This is a genomic window from Zoogloea dura (assembly GCF_012927165.1).
Taxonomy (GTDB): Bacteria; Pseudomonadota; Gammaproteobacteria; order Burkholderiales; family Rhodocyclaceae; genus Zoogloea; species Zoogloea dura.
In genome coordinates, this window is record NZ_JABBGA010000004.1 from 34,753 (window position 1) to 55,488 (window position 20,736).

The following is a 20,736-nucleotide window of genomic DNA, read 5'->3' on the forward strand; positions in this document are numbered from 1 at the left end:
CGTCACGACGCGAACCCGCTGACGAAACCCTCTGCCAGCTCGCGGGCCTGCCGGTCTGCCTCGAAGACGGCTTCCAGGCTATCGGCCGGCGCCGCCGGAACCGCATCCAGGGTACGCGCGATCACGCCTGCGATCCTGTCGAAACGCAGCCTCCCGTCGAGGAAGCTGGCCACCGCCACCTCGTTCGAGGCATTGAGGACGGCCGGCGCCACACCGCCCTCGCGCAGCGCGCGATAGGCATGTGCAAGACAGGGGAAGCGCTCGAAGTCCGGGCGTTCGAAATCCAGGCGGGCGATCTCGAAAAGATCGAGTGGCCTCACTCCCGCATCAACCCGATCGGGATAAGCCATGGCGTGGGCAATGGGCGTCCGCATGTCCGGATTGCCCAGCTGGGCAATCACCGATCCGTCGGCATAGGACACCATGGAGTGGATGACGCTCTGGGGATGGATCACCACCTCGATGCGCTCGGCCTCGGCACCAAAGAGCCAGTAGGCCTCGATGACCTCCAGCCCCTTGTTCATCATCGTCGCGGAATCCACCGAGATCTTGCGCCCCATCACCCAGTTGGGGTGGGCGCAGGCCATCTCCGGGGTCACATCGCGCAGTTCTTCGACGGGCTTGCGGCGGAAAGGCCCGCCCGACGCGGTCAGCAGCACGCGGGTCACCCCGCTCCCCTGCAGTCCGCGCTCAAAGCCGGCGGGCAGCGCCTGGAAGATCGCATTGTGTTCGCTGTCGATCGGCAGCAGCGTTGCTCCGTGGGCCGCCACTTCCTGCATGAAGAGCGCCCCCGACATCACCAGGGCCTCCTTGTTGGCCAGCAGGATGCGTTTGCCCGCCCGTGCCGCGGCGAGCGCCGGCACCAGACCGGCAGCCCCGACAATCGCCGCCATGACGAGATCGACCTCGGGCGCGCCAGCCACCCGGGCCAGCGCATCGGGGCCTGCCAGCACCTCCGTGGCACAGCCCGCTTCGCGAAGCTGCCCGGCGAGCCGGCCCGCATCATCCGCCTGGTCGAGGACCGCATAAACCGGCCGATGCACCAGGCACTGCTCGAGAAGCTTGTCCACCTGCCGATGCGCGGTCAGTGCAAACACGCCAAAGCGCTCGGGATGCCGGGCCACCACGTCCAGCGTGCTGACACCGATAGAGCCCGTCGCGCCCAGTACGGTTACGAGTTTCTTGCCTTGTTCCATGACTTCAGTGGGCCACCCAGAGCAACAACAGGCCTGCGACAGGAAGCGTGGATGTCAGACTGTCGATGCGGTCCAGCACGCCCCCGTGGCCGGGCAACAGGGAACCGCTGTCCTTCACACCAGCCTGTCGCTTGACCAGGGATTCGAAAAGATCACCAATGATGCTCAGCGCAGTGAATGCGATCAGGGCGGGCACCGCAGCCAGATAGGATGCTTCAACGCCGGCGTGCCCCACGGATGAGATCACCACCAGCCCGTAGACCACCACCGCCACCACCGCACCATACGCGCCCTCCCAGCTCTTGCCGGGGCTGATTCCCGGTGCAAGCTTGCGTCGTCCGAAGGCCCGACCCGTAAAATAGGCCGCGATGTCCGCCACCCAGACGGCGGCCAGCACCCCCAGGAGCAACCATGGGCTGAGCAGGCGCAGATGAGCGATGGCCAGCGCCGGCGGCAATAGGAGCACCAACCCGACCAGTGCAGCGGCGGCGGGGCTCGGCAGGCGCCACTTGGCGCGCAGCCACAAGGGCACGCAGCAGATCCAGAACAGCGCACTGACCGCGTAGACAGGCGCCAGCCCGAAAGGCGCGATCGTCTCGGGGCGATGCAGCCCCGCCACGCCCCCGGCGGCAAAGCACAGGGCGCCGACCAAGGCCGCATAGACCTTGCCGGCGCGAGGCGTGAAGCCGGTCATGCCGGCCCATTCGGCCGAACCGATGGCACAGATGAGGGAAGCAAAGGCCAGCCACAGCGGGGCAGGCAGCAGGAACAGTCCCGCCAGAAGCCCAACCAGCAGGATCAGCGCGGTAATGACCCGCGCTCTAAGCATGATCTGGCGTGGAAGAACCGGCCTCGCCACCGACGACCTGTTCGCTGGTCCGCCCGAAACGACGCTCACGCCCCTGGTAGGACGCAATGGCCTCATCAAGCGCAGCTTCGCCGAACTCCGGCCACAGCTTGTCGGTGAAATACAGCTCGGAGTATGCGAGCTGCCAGAGCATGAAATTGCTGATCCGCTGCTCGCCGCCGGTACGGATGAAGAGATCCGGCTCCGGACTGAAGCTGAGGGCGAGGTGAGGTGCCAGTTCATCCTCGGTGTACTCACCGGCCCGGGGAGCAATGGCGGTCATCTTGCGGACCGCCTGGAGGATGTCCCACCGTCCGCCGTAATTGGCGCAGATGGTGAGGTTCATCTTGGTATTGCCCTCGGTCAGTGCCTCGCCATCGCGGATCAGGGATATCAGCGCCGTATCGAAAGGCTCCAGATCACCCACCACCCGCAAGCGGATGTTGTTGCGGTGGATCCGCTCGATCTCCGCCTTCAGGGACTTGACGAACAACTGCATCAGGAACGAGACCTCATCCTTGGGACGACGCCAGTTCTCTGAACTGAAGGCAAACACAGTAAGGTACTCGACCCCGCGGTCAAGGGAGGTCCTGATGACCTCGCGCAACGAATCGACGCCCTTTGCATGGCCGGCGACCCGCGGCATCAGGCGCTTGCGCGCCCAACGACCGTTGCCGTCCATGATGATGGCGATGTGCCGCGGCACCTTGGCAGCCTCGGGTACCCCCCGGGTCGAGCTGAGAAACGGCAATCGCACCATGTCGTATCCGCCTGGAATGAAAAAACCGGTGGAGGAGATGTCGACCTGGCGGTCAGATCTGCATCAGCTCTTGTTCTTTCTGGGCCAGCAGCTTGTCGATCTCGACAATCGACTTGTCGGTCAGCTTTTGAACCTCTTCCTCGGTACGACGCTCTTCGTCCTCGGAAATGGTCTTGGCCTTCAACGCATCCTTCAGGGAGGCGTTGGCGTCGCGACGCAGGTTGCGGATCGCCACCTTGGCGCCCTCGCCTTCCTGCTTCACGACCTTGATCAGTTCCTTGCGGCGCTCTTCGGTCAGCGGCGGCATCGGCACGCGGATGACTTCCCCCTGAGCAGCCGGATTCAGACCCAGATCGGAATCACGGATCGCCTTCTCGACCTTGCCCACCATGGGCTTTTCCCACGGCTGCACGCCGATTGTCCGCGCATCGATGAGCGTGACATTGGCAACCTGATTGATGGGTACAGGATTGCCATAGTACTCGACCATGACATGATCGAGAACGCCCACGTGAGCACGGCCGGTCCGCACCTTGGCGAGATCCAGCTTGAGCGCCTCGATGGACCTCTGCATCTTGTGTTCAGTAGTTTTCTTGAGCTCGGAAATCATTGCGTCATCCTCAGCAATAGACCAGCGTACCTTCATCCTCGCCCATCACGACACGCTTGAGGGCGCCGCTCTTGAACAGGCTGAAGACGTTGATGGGCAGGCGCTGGTCGCGGCACAAGGCAAAGGCCGTCGCATCCATCACCGCGAGATTGCGGGTGATCGCCTCGTCGAAGGAAATCCGGTTGAAGCGGGTCGCGGTCGGATCCTTCTTGGGATCTGCCGTGTAGATACCATCCACCTTGGTCGCCTTCAACACGATATCCGCACCAATCTCGGACCCGCGCAAAGCGGCGGCGGTGTCGGTGGTGAAGAAGGGATTGCCGGTACCGGCCCCGAAAATGACGACGCGTCCCTCTTCGAGGTAACGAATTGCCTTGCCCCTGATATAGGGCTCGACCACCTGGTCGATGCGCAGCGCCGACTGCACGCGCGCATTGACCCCCGCGGCACGGAACGCGTCCGCGAGGGCCATTGCATTCATCACGGTGGCCAGCATCCCCATGTAGTCGGCAGTGGCGCGATCCATGCCGGTCGCTGCGCCTGCCATACCACGGAAGATATTGCCGCCGCCTATGACGACCCCGACCTCCACACCGAGACGGGTCACTTCGACCACATCGGCCACTATCCCAGCGACCACGTCACGGTTGATACCGTAGGCGTCGTCACCCATCAGGGCTTCGCCGGAGAGCTTGAGGAGGATGCGTTTATAGGCGGGCTGGCTCATCGTGTTGAAGACCTCTTACTTTTGGGCAGCGGCGGCTGCGGCCTGGGCGGCCACTTCGGCGGCGAAGTCGGTCACCTTCTTCTCGATGCCTTCACCCACGATGTAGAGGGTGAAACCGGCAACGGAGGCGCCCTTGGCCTTCAGCAGCTGAGCAACGGTCTGCTTGCCGTCTTCGGCCTTGACGAAGACCTGGTCAAGCAGGGTCACGTCCTTCAGGAACTTCTGCACGGTGCCTTCGGCGATCTTCTCGAGCATGGCTTCCGGCTTGCCGGCTTCGCGGGCCTTCTCGATGGCGATACGACGCTCGACATCCAGCAGCTCGGCGGGAACACCGGAGGCATCCAGGGACTTCGGCTTGGACGCGGCGATGTGCATGGCCAGATCCTTGGCCAGGGCTTCGTCGCCACCGACGAGGTCGATCAGCACGCCGATCTTGGAGCCGCCGTGGATGTAGCTGGCAGCAGCACCCTGGGCTTCGGTACGCACGAAGCGGCGGATGGACATGTTTTCGCCGATCTTGCCGATCAGGGCCTTGCGCACTTCCTCAACGGTCTGGCCGTTGATTTCGAGGGCGGACAGGGCTTCCACATCGGCGGGATTCTTGGTCGCCACGAGCTCGGCAACGTTCTTGACCAGGGCCAGGAAGTCGTCGTTCTTGGCCACGAAGTCGGTCTCGCAGTTCACTTCGACCATGGCGGCCAGCTTGGCATCGGCAGAGATGTAGATGCCAACAATGCCTTCGGCGGTCACGCGGGCAGCCGCCTTGGAGGCCTTGTTACCCAGCTTGACACGCAGGATCTCTTCAGCCTTGTCCATATCGCCGGCGGCTTCGGACAGGGCCTTCTTGCACTCCATCATGGGCGCGTCGGTTTTCTCGCGCAGCTCCTTGACCATGCTTGCGGTGATTTCCGCCATGCTTGCTCCTAATAGATCTATGGGTTTGGATTCAGTCGATCGGGCGCCCAAAGCGCCCGATCGCAAAAAGATCAGGCCTGTTCTTCAGCGCTGTCTTCGACTTCCACGAACTCGTCGGAACCGGCCGCGACGATTTCCTGGATCACCTGGTTCTTGCCTTCGAGCACGGCATCGGCCACGCCACGGGCGTACAGACGGATCGCACGGGAGGAGTCATCGTTACCCGGGATCACGAAATCCACGCCTTCAGGGGTGTGGTTGGTATCGACCACGGCCACAACCGGGATGCCCAGCTTGTTGGCTTCGGTGATGGCGATCTTGTGGTAACCCACGTCGATCACGAACAGGGCATCCGGCAGACCGCCCAGATCCTTGATGCCGCCCAGGCTCTTCTGCAGCTTCTCGAGCTCGCGGGAGGCCATCAGGGCTTCTTTCTTGGAAAGGCGCTCGATGGAGCCGTCTTCCACCATGGCTTCCATGTCCTTCAGGCGCTTGATGGAAACCTTGACGGTCTTGAAGTTGGTGAGCATGCCGCCCAGCCAGCGCTCGTCAACATAGGGCAGACCGGCACGACGGGCTTCTTCAGCCACGATTTCGCGAGCCTGACGCTTGGTGCCGACGCACAGGATGGTGCCGCGGTTGGCCGCCAGCTTGCGCACGAAATCCATCGCCTCGTTGTACTTGACGAGGGTCTTTTCGAGGTTGACGATGTGGATCTTGTTGCGCTGACCGAAGATGTACGGTGCCATCTTCGGGTTCCAGAAACGGGTTTGGTGGCCGAAGTGAACGCCCGCTTCGAGCATTTGACGCATGGTGACAGACATTGTGTGACTCCAATACAGAGGTTTGACCGCCGCCCGACCTGCCCGGCCCGCCAATGCGGCGCCGAACACTGCCTCGAACACCCGGCCTTCAGCCGTGGCGCCCCGGACCTCAATGGGCCGGACGTGTGAATTTTGCCCAGCTCAATACCAGACAAGCCTCCGATTATATCAGCTTTCCATTACCTCCCTCAAGACCGGCTCCACAGAACGATGAGCGGCCAGATTGCCCGGGCGGGCCGCATGAGCTAGCCTAGCGCGTTCGACACCCAAACCAAGAGTTTCCATGAGCGTCACCATAAAAACACCGGACGAAATCGAGAAGATGCGCATTGCCGGCCGTCTCGGCTCGGAAGTCCTGGACTACATCACCCCCTTCGTGAAGCCTGGCGTCACCACCGCCGAGGTTGACCGCCTGTGCCACGACTACATGGTCAACGTGCAGGGCTGCATTCCCGCGCCGCTGAATTACGCGCCGCCGGGCTACAGCCCCTACCCCAAGTCGATCTGCACCTCGATCAACCACCAGGTCTGCCATGGCGTCCCCGGCGACAAGGTGCTCAAGAAGGGCGACATCGTCAATCTGGACATCACCGTCATCAAGGACGGCTACCACGGCGACACCAGCCGCATGTTCCTGGTGGGCGGTGACAACAATTGCAGCATCCTGGCCCGCCGCCTGTGCCAGATCACCTACGAATGCCTGTGGCTGGGCATCGCTCAGGTCAAGCCGGGCGCCCATCTCGGCGACATCGGCCACGTCATCCAGAAGCACGCCGAAGGCAACGGCTTCTCGGTGGTCCGTGAGTTCTGCGGCCATGGCATCGGCGCCAAGTTCCACGAGGACCCGCAGGTGCTGCACTACGGCAAGCCGGGTACCGGCATCGAGCTCAAGCCGGGCATGATCTTCACCATCGAACCGATGATCAACGCCGGCAAGGCAGCCATCTCCGAACTGCCCGACGGCTGGACCATCGTCACCCGCGACCGCAGCCTGTCGGCCCAGTGGGAGCACATGATCCTCGTCACCGAGACAGGCGTGGAAGTCCTCACCCTTTCGGCCGGCTCCCCGCCGCGCCCGGACATCGTCGCCAACCTCCTTCCCTGACCCGTCCGCCAAGATGTCCGAATCAGCACCCATCCTGTCGCCCGACACCACGCGGGCACTGATCACCCGCTACAAGACGCGCCTGAAGACCGGCGGCGAAGCCCTCCGCGAGGCATACGAGGCCCGCCCGCTGACAGACCCGATCCTGAAGGGGCGCTCCCATCTGGTGGATGCGGTGCTGGCCGACCTCTGGCAGGACTTCCAGCTGCCCGCCGGCGCCAGCCTTGTCGCGGTGGGCGGTTATGGGCGGGAGGAGCTCTTCCCCTGTTCGGACGTCGACCTGCTATTCCTCCTCGACAGCGAAGCGGACGCCGACCTGGAAGAGCGCCTGGCACAGATGATCGGCCTGATCTGGGACATCGGACTGGACATCGGGCACAGCGTGCGCACCGTGGCCGAATGCCTGGACGAGGCCGGCCGCGACGTGACGGTCATGACGAACCTCCTCGAGGCCCGCTTCATCCACGGCAACCGGCAGCTCTACGACGCGTTTGAAACCGACCTGCGCGGTCTGCTCAACCCCGGCCAGTTCTTCAAGGCCAAGCGCCTGGAACAAGAGCAGCGCTACACCCGTCACAACGAGACCCCCTACTCCCTCGAGCCCAACTGCAAGGAGAGCCCCGGGGGGCTGCGCGACCTCCAGCTGATCGGCTGGATCAGCCGGGCCGCCGGCTTTGGCACGCACTGGCGCGACCTGGCCCGCCACAGCCTGATCACCGACGAGGAGGCCACCGAGCTGCGGGAGCTGGAGCGCTTCCTGCAGCACGTGCGGATCCGCCTGCACCACCTGACCGGCCGGCGCGAAGACCGCCTGCTGTTCGACCACCAGGAAAAGCTCGCCCGCAAGTTCGGCTACGACGCCACCGAGACCCGGCGGGCCTCGGAAGTCTTCATGCAGGAGTACTACCGGACGGCCAAGAAGGTCACCCAGCTCAACACCATCCTGCTGCAGAACTTCGGGGTCGAGTTCTTCCCCAACCGCTACCCGGCGGCCATCAACATCAACGAACGCTTCCAGTGCGTCCGCGAGCTTCTGGACGTACGCGACGAAGGCGTCTTCGACCGCCACCCGAGCGCCCTGCTCGAGTGCTTCCTGCTCCTCGAGCAGCGCTCCGAGCTCAAGGGCATGACGGCCCGCACCCTGCGCGCCCTGTGGCGCGGGCGCAAGCTGATCAATGCCGAGTTCCGCCAGAACCCGACCAACCGCGCCCTCTTCCTGCGCCTGCTGCAGCAGCGCCGCGGCGTGGTGCACGAACTGCGCCGGATGAACCAGTACGGCATCCTGAGCTTCTACCTGCCGGCCTGGCGCCGCATCGTCGGCCAGATGCAGCACGACCTGTTCCACGTCTACACCGTTGACCAGCACATCCTGCAGGTGCTGCGCAACGTGCGCCGCTTCATGGTGGCCGAGCACGCCCACGAATACCCGCTGCTGACACGCATCTGCACCGGCTTCGAGAAACCGTGGCTGATCTACATCGCCGCGCTGTTCCACGACATCGCCAAGGGGCGCGGCGGCGACCACTCCAAGCTGGGCATGAAGGACGCCCGCGACTTCTGCGAAGCCCACGGTCTCGAAGAACCGGACACCGCGCTGGTGGTATGGCTGGTCGAGCACCACCTGTCGATGTCCAACGTGGCGCAGAAGCAGGATCTCTCAGACCTCGAAGTCATCCAGCGCTTCGCCACTCTGGTGGGCAACGAGCGCTATCTAAACGCCCTCTACATCCTCAGCCATGCCGACATCCGCGGCACCAGCCCGAAGGTATGGAACGGCTGGAAGGGCAAGCTGCTTGAGGATCTCTACTTCGCCACCCAGCGCCTGCTGCGCGGGGCAACACCGCAACAGGCGCTGGGCACCCCGATCCGCCAGGAGGACGCCCGCAACCTGCTGCGCTACTACGGCCTGCGCCCCGGCACCGAGGACACGCTGTGGGATCAGCTCGACACCGTGTACTTCCTGCGGCACGACGCCGAAGACATCGCCTGGCATGCGCGCATGCTCTATTTCCGCGTGGAAACCGGCGAGCCCATCGTCAAGGCACGCTTGAGCCATGTTGGCGAAGGCCTGCAGGTGATGGTCTACATGAAGGACCAGAAGGATCTCTTCATGCGCCTGTGCGGATTCTTCAGCCGGCTGGGCTTCTCCATCGCCGACGCCAAGATCCACACCACCCGCCATGGCTACGCTCTCGACAGCTTCGTGCTGCTCGACCCGGGCCAGGAACTCCATTATCGGGACCTGATCAACCTGCTCGAGCACGACCTGACCGAGAGGCTGGCCACCCATGCCCCGGTAGACCGGCCCGCCGGCGGCCGCCTGTCCCGCGAGGTCAAGCACTTCCCGATCACCCCCGAGGTCAGCATCCGCCCGGACGAGCGGGGACAGCACCACATCATGTCAGTCACCGCCGCGGATCGCCCGGGCCTGCTCTTCGGCGTTGCCGAAACCCTGGTGCACTACGGAATCAACCTGCACACGGCGAAGATCGCAACCCTCGGCGAGCGCGTCGAGGACACCTTCCTGATCAGCGGACCCGGGTTGTCCCAGGACGCCCAGGTACTGAAGATCGAATCCGACCTGCTGGAGAAGCTCGCCGTATAGAGCCAGGACAATTCGCGGCGCTGTCAGAAGGATTCAGCCGCGCCACCAGGCAGCACGGGACGGAGCGTTCAATCGTCGCTCGCGAGCGAAGCATCCGGGAACAGCACCTCGGTGAAACCGAAGCGCGAAAAATCCCGGACGCGCATCGGATACAGCACCCCGTCCAGGTGATCGCACTCATGCTGCACGACGCGGGCATGAAAGCCTTCGGCGCGCCTGTCGATGGGGCTCCCCGTTTCATCAAAGCCGGAATACTGCAGCGACCTCCAGCGCGGCACCCAGCCGCGCAGGCCCGGCACCGACAGACAACCTTCCCACCCCCCCTCCTCGTCTTCACCGAGCGGTGTCAGCAGGGGATTGATCAGCACGGTATCGGGCACCGCGCTTGCATCAGGGTAGCGCGGGCTGGGCCCGCCACCGAAGATCACCACCCGCAGATCGACACCGATCTGCGGCGCGGCCAGCCCGGCACCATTGAGATGGGCCATGGTATCCCGCATGTCGCGGATCAAGGCCGCCAGCTCCGGCGTGCCAAATACCTCGACCGGCTGCGCCCGCCTCAGCAGGCGCGAGTCACCCATGCGCAGGACTTCGCGGATCATGCTTCGCAGATGTGGTCGAGCACCTTGCGGACCCGCCCCATCGCCTCGCGCAGGACCAAGTCGATCTCGTCGAAACAGATCCGGTTGGTGCTGTTGGCACGGCCGGCCGCATAGTTGGCCACCACGTTGATGGCCGCATAGGGAATGCCCAGTTCGCGGGCCAGCGCAGCCTCCGGCATGCCGGTCATACCCACCACGTCGGCACCATCGCGCTCCAGGCGGTTGATCTCGGCTGCCGTCTCGAGACGCGGGCCCTGGGTGGCCGCATAGACACCGCCATCGAAGACCTTCTCGCCGGCTGCCGCCCCCGCACGCAGGATGCGCTGGCGGATCCCGTCATCGTAGGGCTCGGTGAAATCGATGTGCACCACGGGCTCGTCCGAACTCTCGTGGAAAGTGCTCTTGCGACCCCAGGTGTAATCGATGATCTGATCGGGCACCACCAGGGTCCCTGGACACAGATCCGCCCGGATGCCACCCACTGATGCCACAGAGATGATCGCGTCCACCTTCGCATTGTGGAGCGCCCACAGATTGGCCTGGTAATTCACCCGGTGCGGTGCGATGGTGTGGCCGTAGCCGTGACGGGCCAGGAAAACCACCGGCTTTTCACACAGTTTTCCGAAGGTCAACGCCCCTGAGGGCTCTCCGTAAGGGGTGCGCACCACCTCGCGGCGAATCAGGTCCAGGGTGGCCAACTGGGTCAGGCCGCTACCGCCAATGATTGCCAGCATGCGTGGCTACTCCTCGAAAAAGCGTGTCGGGCGCGAATATTAGCACGGCCGGAGATCGCAACCTGTAATGCTGCGACGCGCAAAGACGTGCTAAAATTTTATGTTTACAAGTACTTCCGGTATCCAACCACATGTCCCGCGCCATTCGTAACATCGCCATCATCGCCCACGTCGACCACGGCAAGACCACCCTCGTCGACCAGCTCCTGCGCCAGTCCGGCACCTTCCGTGAAAATCAGCAGGTCAGCGAACGAATCATGGATTCGGGCGATATCGAAAAGGAACGGGGCATTACCATCCTCTCGAAGAACTGTGCGATCCAGTACGGCGAGACCCACATCAACATCGTCGACACCCCGGGCCACGCCGACTTCGGTGGCGAGGTCGAGCGCGTGCTGTCGATGGTCGACAGCGTGCTGCTGCTGGTTGACGCGGTTGAAGGCCCGATGCCCCAGACCCGTTTCGTGACCCGCAAGGCCCTGGCCCTCGGCCTGAAGCCGATCGTCGTGGTCAACAAGATCGACCGTCCGGGCGCCCGTCCTGACTGGGTGATCAACCACACCTTCGATCTCTTCGACAAGCTCGGCGCCACCGACGAACAGCTCGACTTCCCGGTCATCTACGCCTCCGGCCTCAATGGCTTCGCCGTCGAGAACGTGGACGACGAGCGCGTCGACATGCGCCCCCTGTTCGAGGCCATCCTCAAGCACGTGCCGGCCCCCGAAGTGGATGCCGAAGGCCCCCTGCAGATGCAGATCTGCTCCCTCGACTACTCCACCTACATGGGCCAGATCGGCATCGGCCGCATCAAGCGCGGCCGCATCCGTCCGAACCAGGAACTCGTCGTGATGTACGGCGACGAGAACCGCGGCAAGGGCAAGGTCAGCCAGATCCTGACCTTCAAGGGCCTTGAGCGCTCCCCCGCCGAAGTGGCCGAAGCCGGTGACATCGTGCTGGTGGCCGGCATCTCCCAGGTCAACATCGGCGTGACCCTGTGTGATCCGGAATGCCTGGAAGGCATGACCCCGATCGCGGTGGATGAACCCACCCTGACCATGAACTTCATGGTCAACTCCTCCCCGCTGGCCGGCCGCGAAGGCAAGTTCGTGACCAGCCGCCAGATCCGCGAGCGCCTCGAAAAGGAACTGCTCAAGAACGTCGCCCTGCGCGTCAACTTCACCAGCGACTCCGACACCTTCGAAGTCTCCGGCCGCGGCGAACTGCACCTGACCATCCTCCTCGAGAACATGCGCCGCGAAGGCTACGAGCTGGCTGTCGGCCGCCCGCGCGTAGTGTTCAAGGACATCGACGGCGTCAAGTGCGAGCCGTACGAAATGCTCACCGTGGACGTCGAAGAAGACCACCAGGGCGGCGTGATGGAAGAGCTCGGCCGTCGCCGTGGTGAACTCCAGGACATGCAGCCGGACGGCAAGGGCCGCGTGCGCCTCGAGTACCGCATCCCGGCCCGTGGCCTGATCGGCTTCCAGGGTGAATTCCTGACCATGACCCGCGGCACCGGTCTGGCCAGCCACGTGTTCGACGACTACGGTCCGATGGGCGGCACCCTGGCCGAGCGCCGCAACGGCGTGCTGATCTCCCAGAACGACGGTGAAGCCGTGGCCTACGCCCTGTGGAACCTGCAGGATCGTGGCCGCATGTTCGTGAGCCCGGGTGAGGCGCTGTACGAAGGCATGATCATCGGCATCCACACCCGTGACAACGACCTCGTGGTGAACCCGATCAAGGGCAAGCAGCTGACCAACGTGCGCGCATCCGGCACCGACGAAGCCGTGCGCCTGATCAACCCGATCCAGCTGACCCTCGAATCGGCCATCGAATTCATCGCCGATGACGAGATCGTCGAGATCACCCCCAAGAACATCCGCCTGCGCAAGCGCTTCCTCAAGGAGCACGACCGCAAGCGCGCTGCCCGCGAAGAGGCGTAAGCCACACCGGAATGTCTGCCGGACTCGCTCCGGCGGCAGCCAGCAAAAAGCGCGGCCCGAGGGTCGCGCTTTTTGCTGGCCTTTTGCGTCTTTACAGCCGCCCTGGCGGGCGGCCGTGGAGACGCGCTCAGCAGTCGCAGCGGGAAGCCAGGAAGGCAGCGAACTCCGCCCCCACCTCCTGGTGGCGCAGCCCCAGCTCCACCGTAGCCTTGAGATAACCCAGCTTCGAACCGCAGTCGTAGCGCTTGCCGCGGAACTGGTAAGCCAGGATCGCCTCCTCCTGCAGCAGGGAGGCAATGGCGTCGGTGAGCTGCAGCTCACCGCCAGCCCCCGGCTTGAGCTGGCGCAGATGCTCGAAAATACGGCCTGTCAGGATGTAGCGGCCGATCACTGCCTGGGTCGACGGTGCCTCCTCCGGCTTCGGCTTCTCGACGATGCCCGTCACGCGCTGAAGCTCACCGCTGTTCTTCTCGGTACTGACAATGCCATACTGGCGCGTCTCTTCCGGCGCCACGTTCATCACGCCGAGCACGGAACAGCGGTGGTAGTTGTAGACCTCAGTCATCTGCTTCATCACCGGCGTGTCACCGAGGGAATCCACCAGATCGTCGGCCAGCAGCACGGCAAACGGCTCCTCACCGACCACGGACGCTGCGCAAAGCACCGCATGGCCAAGCCCCAGGGCCTCAGCCTGACGGATATAGATGCAGTTGACGTGGGACGGCACGGTGTCCCGCACGATCTTCAGCAGCTCCGCCTTGCCACGCATCTCGAGCTCGGTCTCGAGCTCGTAGGCCTTGTCGAAGTGGTCCTCGATGGCCCGCTTGGAACGGCCGGTGATGAACACCAGGTCGGTCATGCCGGCGGCCACCGCCTCCTCCACCGCGTACTGGATCAGCGGCTTGTCCACGATGGGCATCATTTCCTTGGGGCTCGCCTTGGTGGCCGGCAGGAAGCGGCTCCCCAGACCCGCCACCGGGAAAACGGCCTTTCTCACCTTCTTCAGCATCATCACTCTCCGAACAATGTTCCCTGCCCGTCCGGCACCACGGCCGTTACGGGTAGCAGCAGACGGCGCAGACCATCCTCGTCGAGGATGCTGACACCCAATTGCTGCGCTTTTTCGAGCTTGCTGCCAGCGTCCTCGCCGGCAACCACGTAATCCGTCTTCTTCGACACGGAGCCGACTACCTTGCCGCCCGCCGCTTCGATCATGGCCGTAGCTTCGTCCCGGCTCAGGGTGGGCAGCGTGCCGGTGAGCACAAGCTTCTTTCCCGTCAGAACTCCCGGTTCGGGCGTGGCGGCCGGTTCTGTCTCGGGCCAGCGCAGGGCCTGCTCGAGGGCCGCGATGACCTCCCGGTTATGCGCTTCGGCCAGGAAGTCGAGAATCGAACGGGCCACCACCGGCCCCACATCCGGCACTGCCATCAGAGCGGCCTCGTCGGCCGCCAGAAAGTTGGGCAGGCGCCCGAAATGGCGGGCCAGATCCTTGGCCGTGGTTTCTCCCACATTGCGGATGCCCAGGCCGAAGATGAAGCGGGCCAGGCTGGTGTCACGGCTCTTGTCGATGGCTTCGACCAGGTTGGTGGCGGACTTTTCACCCATCCGCTCCAGCCCGGCCAGCAGCGTTTCGTTCACCCGCTCCCGGTCATACAGGTCGGCCGGATTGCGCACCACGCCGCCACTGACCAGCTGATTGACGATCTGCTCGCCCAGGCCGTCGATCTCCACTGCCCGCCGGCTGGCGAAATGCAGGATGGCCTGCTTGCACTGGGCCGGACAGAACAGGCCGCCCGTGCATCGCGCCACGGCCTCGTCCTCGCCGCGCGTCACGTGGGAGCCACACTCCGGGCACTGGTGGCCGATGCTCTCAAGCAGATCGAAACGGGCCGGTTCGCCCTCGCGGCGCTCCAGGATCGGGCCGACGACCTCGGGGATCACGTCACCGGCCCGCCGCACCACCACCCAATCACCGATGCGCACATCCTTGCGATCGATCTCGCCCTGATTATGCAGGGTGGCATTGGTCACCGTCACCCCGCCGACGAAGACGGGTTCGAGGCGTGCCACCGGCGTCACCGCTCCGGTGCGCCCCACCTGCACGTCGATGCCGAGCAGGCGGGTTGCCACCTCCTGCGCCGGATACTTGTGGGCCACCGCCCAGCGCGGCTCGCGGGACACGAAGCCGAGCTCCCGCTGCAGCTCCAGGCTATCCACCTTGTACACCACTCCGTCGATGTCGAAGGGCAGCGTGGCGCGCAGCGCGGCCATCTCGGTGTGGAAACGAGCCAGCGCCAGCGGCCCCTCGGCGCGGCAGCGGTGCGCGCAGAGCGGCAGCCCAAAGGCCTCGAGCGCATCGAGAATGCCGCTGTGGCTATCCGGCATCGCCCAGCCCTGCACGTCCCCCAGCCCATAGGCGAAGAAGGACAGCGGGCGCCGCGCGGTAACGGAGGGATCGAGCTGGCGCAGGCTGCCGGCCGCCGCATTGCGTGGATTGACGAAGATCTTCTGGCCCGCCGCTTCCTGGGCCGCGTTGAAGCGCTCGAACTCGTCCCGGCGCATGTAGATCTCGCCGCGCACCTCCAGCACCGGCGGCGCCTCGCCCTTGAGGCGCAGGGGGATCTGGCGCACGGTGCGCACATTGGCGGTGACATCCTCGCCGGTGCTACCGTCACCGCGGGTCGCCGCCTGGACCAGGGTGCCGTACTCGTAGCGCAGGCTGATCGCCAGCCCGTCAAACTTCAGCTCCGCGGCATAGGTGATGGGCGCGGCGGCCTCGTCGAGCCCGAGGGCGCGGCGCACCCGTGCATCAAAAGTCAGGGCACCCTGCTCGGTGGTATCCGTCTCGGTGCGGATCGACAGCATCGGCACCACGTGGGCGACCGACGCCAGCTCCGCAGCCGGCTGGCCTCCGACCCGCCGGGTCGGCGAGTCGGCGCTGATCAGGTCGGGAAATTCGTCCTCCAGGGCCTGCAGGGCCTGGAAGAGGCGATCGTACTCGGCGTCCGGCACGGTGGGCGCGTCAAGCACGTAATACGCGTATTCATGGCGTTCGAGCTCCTCGCGCAGGGCCGCCGCCCGGGCGCGGGCATCCGCAGGGGCTGTCATCGACCGGCCGCGTCAGGAGAACAGGCGGCGGGCCAGGGGCGAACCCGGCGCAATGCCGTACTCGGCCATCTGCCCCTGATACTGTTCGATCTGTGCACGGATCAGGCCGGCGGCCTTCTCGCCAAAGGGGGAACGGTTGTCATCCACCACCGCCCCGTTGAGGGCCTCGGCCAGCTGCTGGGCCAGCGCCATCATGCGGTCGAAGGTCTTGACACCATCGGACACCCGCGGCACGTCGACGCTCAGGGTGACCCCCTGGGTGACGAGGCCGCGCATGTCCTCGGCCACGAACACGCCGGGCTCCAGGTTGCTCAGCACGAACTGGCTGTTCCCCGTTTCATCCAGCGCATGGAAGCAGCCATCGGTCAGCAGTTCAAGCCCTGCCGCCTCGGCCAGGCCACGCAACTTGGTGCCCGCGAACGGCAGGTCGCGCGCCACCACGTTGACGCCGATCTGGATATCCACCCCGGCACAGAAGCGGTCAAGTTCGGCTGCCTGGGCGACGGACTCGCCACGGGCCGGGAGGGACGGGATCGCCATGAAAATGTCGCACATGTGCTGCAGCCCGTCGCTCAGGCGGCCCAGGTCTGCATCAGAGGCAGGGCCGCGGCGATCCACCAGCTGGAGCGCCGCGCACACCCAGTGATAGGCGCCTGCGCTGTTGGGGCCGACCACTTCCCAGCGGTTGCCGGAGTCGGAAAAGCCGAACCAGCGCACCGGCTTTGCGATGCCGTCGAGCTGCTGGGCCGCCGCCTGCCACAGCCTGCCGGCCACGACGGGTTCGATGGATTCGATACGAACGACCCAGTCGGCACGCTCATCAACCTCCGCCGGCAAAAGCGGTGGCACGCGACGGGCGCTGGCATCCTTCACCGTCTTGGCGCTGGGCTGCACGCGGGGCGCGGACTCCGCGCCGATCACAGGTTCGACGCGCTCGGGCTTCAGCACACCGGCGGGCAGCTCGCTGAGCACGGGCTCCTGGACCGTCGGCGTGGCCGCCTCGATGGCCTTGCGCTGCTTGCGCTCCTGCCACTTGTTGAAGGCGAAGATGCCAACGACGACGACACCGCCGACGCCGACCAGACCCATTTGCAACTCACTCATTGCCATCGATTTCCCTTGTTTCCGATCAGGCCGCGACAGATTCTGCCAGCCTCAGCGCTTCCTCGATATCCACTTCCACGACCCGCGATACGCCCTGCTCCTGCATCGTGACCCCGACCAGCTGCTGCGCGATCTCCATGGTGATCTTGCTGTGGCTGATGAACACGAACTGGGTCTGCGACGACATCCGCTTGACCATCTGGCAGTAGCGCTCGGTATTCGAGTCGTCGAGAGGTGCATCGACCTCGTCCAGCATGCAGAAGGGTGCGGGATTGAGCTGGAACATGGAGAACACCAGCGCAATGGCCGTCAGGGCCTTCTCGCCGCCCGAAAGCAGCTGGATCGAACTGTTTTTCTTGCCCGGCGGCTGGGCCACGATGGTAATCCCCGCATCGAGGATTTCATCACCGGTCAGTACCAGCCGTGCTTCGCCCCCACCGAACAACATGGGGAAGAGGCTGCCGAAATGACGATTAACCGTATTGTACGTCTCTTGCAGCTGCTCACGCGTCTCCCTGTCGATACGCCGGATTGCATCTTCCAGCGTGTCGATGGCGCCCAGCAGGTCTTCCGTCTGGGTGTCGAGATAGGTTTTGCGTTCAACAGCAGACTTCAACTCGTCAAGCGCCGCCAGGTTGACCGGACCCAGTTCGGCGATCTCCCGGCCCAGGCGGGCCACCTCGCGCTGCAGCGAGCCTTCCTTGAGATCCGGCGTGAGCAGCGGCAACAGGGCGACCTCGTCGGCCTGGGCTTCTTCCAGACGCGCGGCATGCTGGCCCTCCGCCATGTCGGCGGCCTGCACCCGCAGGCGCAGATCGGCCACCCGCTCCCGCTGTGGCGCCGCGGCATGCTCGGTGCGCTGACGGTCGTCCTCGAGCGCCCGCAGCCGGCCGTTCACACCCTCGAGAAGATTTCGGCTCTCGGCCAGCGCCGCCTCGCGTTCGCCGCGCAGCGCTACTGTCTCCTGCAGGCGGGCCGATACGGAGGCCTCGTCGATCTCCATCAGGCTCTCGCGGCGCTCCTGCAGCTCCTCGGCAATACGCTGCAACTGCTCACCGGCCAGCGTCCGGTTGCGCGAGATGTCCTCCAGCTTGCTGGCGCACTCCCGCTCCGAGTGGCGGGCCTCCTGCAGCTCCCGGCCCAGGGCCTGGTCCAGCGCGCGGGTCTCCCGCAGCGCGCTCTCGCGCTCCTGCCGCACCGCCTCGGCGGCATCCAGGCGCCCCCGCTGCAGCTCCGCCAGTTCGCGGCTGCGCTCCAGCTCGGTTTCGGCGCGCATCAGACGATCACGCTCGGCCTCCTCGCCGTGGGCGATCTCGCCCAGATCCCGGTCCACCTGGCCGCAGCGCTCTTCGTAACGGATCCGCGCCTGGTTGAGCTTGAGCACCTCCACCTGCTCGGCATGCACGCGGGCCTGCAGGCCCTGCGCATCCCGGCGCAGGCTGGCGAGGCTGTCCTGCAGACGGGTGGCCAGCGCCTCGGCTTCACCCACGGCATCCCGCGCCAGGGCGGCCTCATCCTGGGCGGCCTCGACCTCGGCGGTCAGTTGTTCGATCTCCCGCTGGCGTTCGATGACGCCATGGGTGCGCGCATCCGGGGCGTAATGGCTCAGGGCATGGCGGTCGAGCAGGCGCCCTTCGCGGGACACCAGCAGGCAGCCGGCCGGCAAGCTGTCGCGACGATCCACCCATGAGGCCAGCTCATCCGCAACGAAAACCCGGGCCAGCCAGGCCTCCAGCACGGCTTCCAGCCCCGCCTCCGGCTGCACAAGGTCAAGCAGCGCACGCGTGCCCTCCGGCGCCGGACAGGGCATCACAGGCTCAGGCAGGACAGGCAACAGGAAGGTGATGGCACCCGGCACCCGATCGGCCAGCGCCGCCAGGGCGGCCTGCCCGTCCGCTGCCGGCAGCGCGCCGAGGCGCTCGCGCAGCACGGCCTCCAACGCCAGCTCCCAGCCGGCTTCGACCTTCAGGCGCTGCCACAGCGGCTTGAGGCCCTCCAGATGATGGCGCCGCAGCCAATCTCCGAGTTGCCCCTGCACCTGGACCTTGTTCTGCAGCTGGACCAGGGCCTCGCGGCGGGCCCGCAGTTCGGTGGCCCGCTTCTGGGCATGACGCTCCGCGTCCACGGCCTGCTTCAACGCAAGCTGGGCGTGCGGCAGGCGTGCCCCCGCATCGCCGATCTCGCCCTGGGCGCGCTCGAGACACTCCTCCAGCTCATTCAACGCGGCCTCGCGCTCGGCCACCAGACGCAGGTCGGGTGCCTGCACGGCGGCCTGCTCCTGCAGCAGGCGGGCGCGCCGCTGGGCCAGGGCCTCCAGGCTGCGCTCGCTGCTCTGGCGGTGGGTGTCCTCGACGCGGATCTGCTGCTCGGCCTGGTTGAGCTCCCGACGCACCGCCGCCGCCGTGGCATCGGCGCCGCGCAGCGCCTCCTCCGCCTCGGGCAGACGCTCGCTCACCTCCATGTGGCGGGCCTCCGCCTGTTCGGCGCGCAGGGCGGCATGCTCGAGCAGGCCCTGCCAGCGCTCGCTCTCTCCGGCGAGGCTGTCCAGCTGGCTGCGCCACTGGGCATCGTCGCGCTCAAGCTGGGCCAGGCGGCTTTCGAGAATGCGCCGGCTGTCCCGCAGGCGGGCCAGCTCGCCCTCCAGGCGGGTCAGTTCGGAGCTGACCGCGAACAGCGCCGACTGGGCCAGCTGGACGCCCTCGTTGGCCTGCAGCTGGGACTCGCGCGCCTCCTCGAGCTGGGCCTCCAGCTCCTGCAGGCGGCTCGAATCCGCCTCGATGCGCCGCGTGGCGTCAGCCAGTTCGCCGGACAGACGCGCCTTCTCAGCCCGCGCCTCGTAGCACTTGAGCAGCCACAGCAGGTTCTGCCGCTCGGACAGGCTGGCATTGAGCTGGCGATACTTCTCGGCAACGGCGGCCTGGGCCTCCAGCTTGCCGATCTGCTGCCCGAGCTCGTTGCGGATGTCGTCCAGGCGCGTCAGGTTGTCGCGGGCGTCCGACAGGCGCCCTTCGGTCTCCTTGCGCCGCTCCCGGTACTTGGTGACCCCCGCGGCCTCTTCAAGAAACCCCCGGACCTCTTCCGGCTTCGCCTCGATGATCCGAGAGATCATGCCCTGCTCGATGATCGCGTAGGCCCGCGGCCCCAGACCGGTGCCGAGGAACAGGTCGATCACGTCCTTGCGGCGGACCTGCGTGCCGTTGATGAAGTAGGTGGACTCACCGCTGCGGTCGAGCACCCGCTTCACCGCCACCTCGGCGTAGGGCTTCCACTGCCCGGCGGCCTTGCCTTCGGCGTTGTCGAAGACCAGCTCGACGCTGGCCCGCGACACCGGCTTGCGGGTCGTCGAGCCGTTGAAGATCACGTCCATCATGGAGCCGCCGCGCAGGGCTGAAGCCCGCGACTCGCCAAGCACCCAGCGGACAGCATCGATGATGTTGGACTTGCCGCAGCCGTTGGGGCCCACCACCCCCACCAGATTTCCAGGCGTGAGGACGGTTGTCGGGTCGACAAAGGTCTTGAAACCGGCAAGCTTGAGTTTGGCCAGGCGCACGTGAAAACCGGGAGAAGTAAGGCTCGAGGAGGGTGGAAAGGGTTCAGATGCTGCATCGCCGCATCAGCAGCGGCCGCTATAATACCACTCGCAAAAAAAGCGG

Annotated in this window: 16 protein-coding genes; 3 read left to right on the top strand and 13 right to left on the bottom strand. The window is 65.4% G+C overall.

Features of this window, described 5'->3' with window-relative positions:
* Window positions 1–2: 2 nt before the first annotated feature.
* From ispC to rpsB, 7 genes are all read right to left on the bottom strand, one after another.
* Complete coding sequence (gene ispC, locus HHL15_RS06395; RefSeq protein WP_169145011.1) at window positions 3–1,196, bottom strand: 1-deoxy-D-xylulose-5-phosphate reductoisomerase; 1,194 nt, start codon at window positions 1,194–1,196, stop codon at window positions 3–5.
* A 4-nt stretch (window positions 1,197–1,200) separates the two neighbouring features.
* Window positions 1,201–2,025, bottom strand: a complete 825-nt coding sequence (locus HHL15_RS06400) for a phosphatidate cytidylyltransferase (protein ID WP_169145012.1) — start codon at window positions 2,023–2,025, stop codon at window positions 1,201–1,203.
* Window positions 2,018–2,803, bottom strand: a complete 786-nt coding sequence (gene uppS, locus HHL15_RS06405) for a polyprenyl diphosphate synthase (protein WP_169145013.1) — start codon at window positions 2,801–2,803, stop codon at window positions 2,018–2,020. Before uppS ends, HHL15_RS06400 begins: the two co-directional genes overlap by 8 nt.
* A 52-nt stretch (window positions 2,804–2,855) precedes the next feature.
* Window positions 2,856–3,413 carry a ribosome recycling factor gene (gene frr, locus HHL15_RS06410; protein ID WP_169145014.1) on the bottom strand — a complete coding sequence of 186 codons (558 nt, stop codon included), beginning with the start codon at window positions 3,411–3,413 and terminating at the stop codon, window positions 2,856–2,858.
* 10 nt (window positions 3,414–3,423) lie between these two features.
* Window positions 3,424–4,140 (bottom strand): UMP kinase, encoded by a 717-nt coding sequence (gene pyrH, locus HHL15_RS06415; RefSeq protein WP_169145015.1) that lies wholly within the window; start codon window positions 4,138–4,140, stop codon window positions 3,424–3,426.
* A 15-nt stretch (window positions 4,141–4,155) separates the two neighbouring features.
* On the bottom strand, window positions 4,156–5,055 hold the full coding sequence (tsf, locus tag HHL15_RS06420; RefSeq protein ID WP_169145016.1) for a translation elongation factor Ts: 900 nt from the start codon (window positions 5,053–5,055) through the stop codon (window positions 4,156–4,158).
* 71 nt (window positions 5,056–5,126) lie between these two features.
* Window positions 5,127–5,879 (bottom strand): 30S ribosomal protein S2, encoded by a 753-nt coding sequence (rpsB, locus tag HHL15_RS06425; protein WP_169145017.1) that lies wholly within the window; start codon window positions 5,877–5,879, stop codon window positions 5,127–5,129.
* 283 nt (window positions 5,880–6,162) lie between these two features.
* On the opposite strand from rpsB, the gene map reads away from it, so the two are divergent.
* Complete coding sequence (gene map / locus HHL15_RS06430; protein WP_169145018.1) at window positions 6,163–6,984, top strand: type I methionyl aminopeptidase; 822 nt, start codon at window positions 6,163–6,165, stop codon at window positions 6,982–6,984.
* 13 nt (window positions 6,985–6,997) lie between these two features.
* The gene (locus HHL15_RS06435) at window positions 6,998–9,589 is read left to right on the top strand and encodes a [protein-PII] uridylyltransferase (RefSeq protein ID WP_169145019.1); all 2,592 of its coding nucleotides are present in this window, start codon (window positions 6,998–7,000) and stop codon (window positions 9,587–9,589) included.
* Window positions 9,590–9,657: 68 nt separating this feature from the next.
* On the opposite strand, the gene def is transcribed toward HHL15_RS06435, so the two are convergent.
* Window positions 9,658–10,191, bottom strand: coding sequence for a peptide deformylase (def, locus tag HHL15_RS06440; protein WP_169145020.1), 534 nt, complete (start codon window positions 10,189–10,191; stop codon window positions 9,658–9,660).
* Window positions 10,188–10,925, bottom strand: coding sequence for an S-methyl-5'-thioinosine phosphorylase (locus HHL15_RS06445; RefSeq protein ID WP_169145021.1), 738 nt, complete (start codon window positions 10,923–10,925; stop codon window positions 10,188–10,190). The genes def and HHL15_RS06445 overlap by 4 nt, the downstream gene beginning before the upstream one ends.
* A 131-nt stretch (window positions 10,926–11,056) precedes the next feature.
* On the opposite strand from HHL15_RS06445, the gene typA reads away from it, so the two are divergent.
* Window positions 11,057–12,871, top strand: a complete 1,815-nt coding sequence (typA, locus tag HHL15_RS06450; RefSeq protein WP_169145022.1) for a translational GTPase TypA — start codon at window positions 11,057–11,059, stop codon at window positions 12,869–12,871.
* A 127-nt stretch (window positions 12,872–12,998) separates the two neighbouring features.
* Here typA and galU read toward each other — a convergent pair whose 3' ends face one another.
* Genes galU through smc form a run of 4 tightly spaced genes read right to left on the bottom strand, consistent with a single transcriptional unit; the run spans window position 12,999 to window position 20,633 of the window.
* On the bottom strand, window positions 12,999–13,877 hold the full coding sequence (gene galU, locus HHL15_RS06455; protein ID WP_169145262.1) for a UTP--glucose-1-phosphate uridylyltransferase GalU: 879 nt from the start codon (window positions 13,875–13,877) through the stop codon (window positions 12,999–13,001).
* Between the two features lie 5 nt (window positions 13,878–13,882).
* Window positions 13,883–15,979: an NAD-dependent DNA ligase LigA gene (gene ligA, locus HHL15_RS06460; protein WP_206198632.1), complete on the bottom strand. Its 2,097-nt coding sequence runs from the start codon at window positions 15,977–15,979 to the stop codon at window positions 13,883–13,885.
* A 12-nt stretch (window positions 15,980–15,991) separates the two neighbouring features.
* Window positions 15,992–17,083, bottom strand: a complete 1,092-nt coding sequence (locus tag HHL15_RS26210) for a cell division protein ZipA (protein ID WP_206198633.1) — start codon at window positions 17,081–17,083, stop codon at window positions 15,992–15,994.
* A gap of 25 nt (window positions 17,084–17,108) precedes the next feature.
* The gene (smc, locus tag HHL15_RS06465) at window positions 17,109–20,633 is read right to left on the bottom strand and encodes a chromosome segregation protein SMC (protein ID WP_169145023.1); all 3,525 of its coding nucleotides are present in this window, start codon (window positions 20,631–20,633) and stop codon (window positions 17,109–17,111) included.
* Window positions 20,634–20,736: the final 103 nt, after the last annotated feature.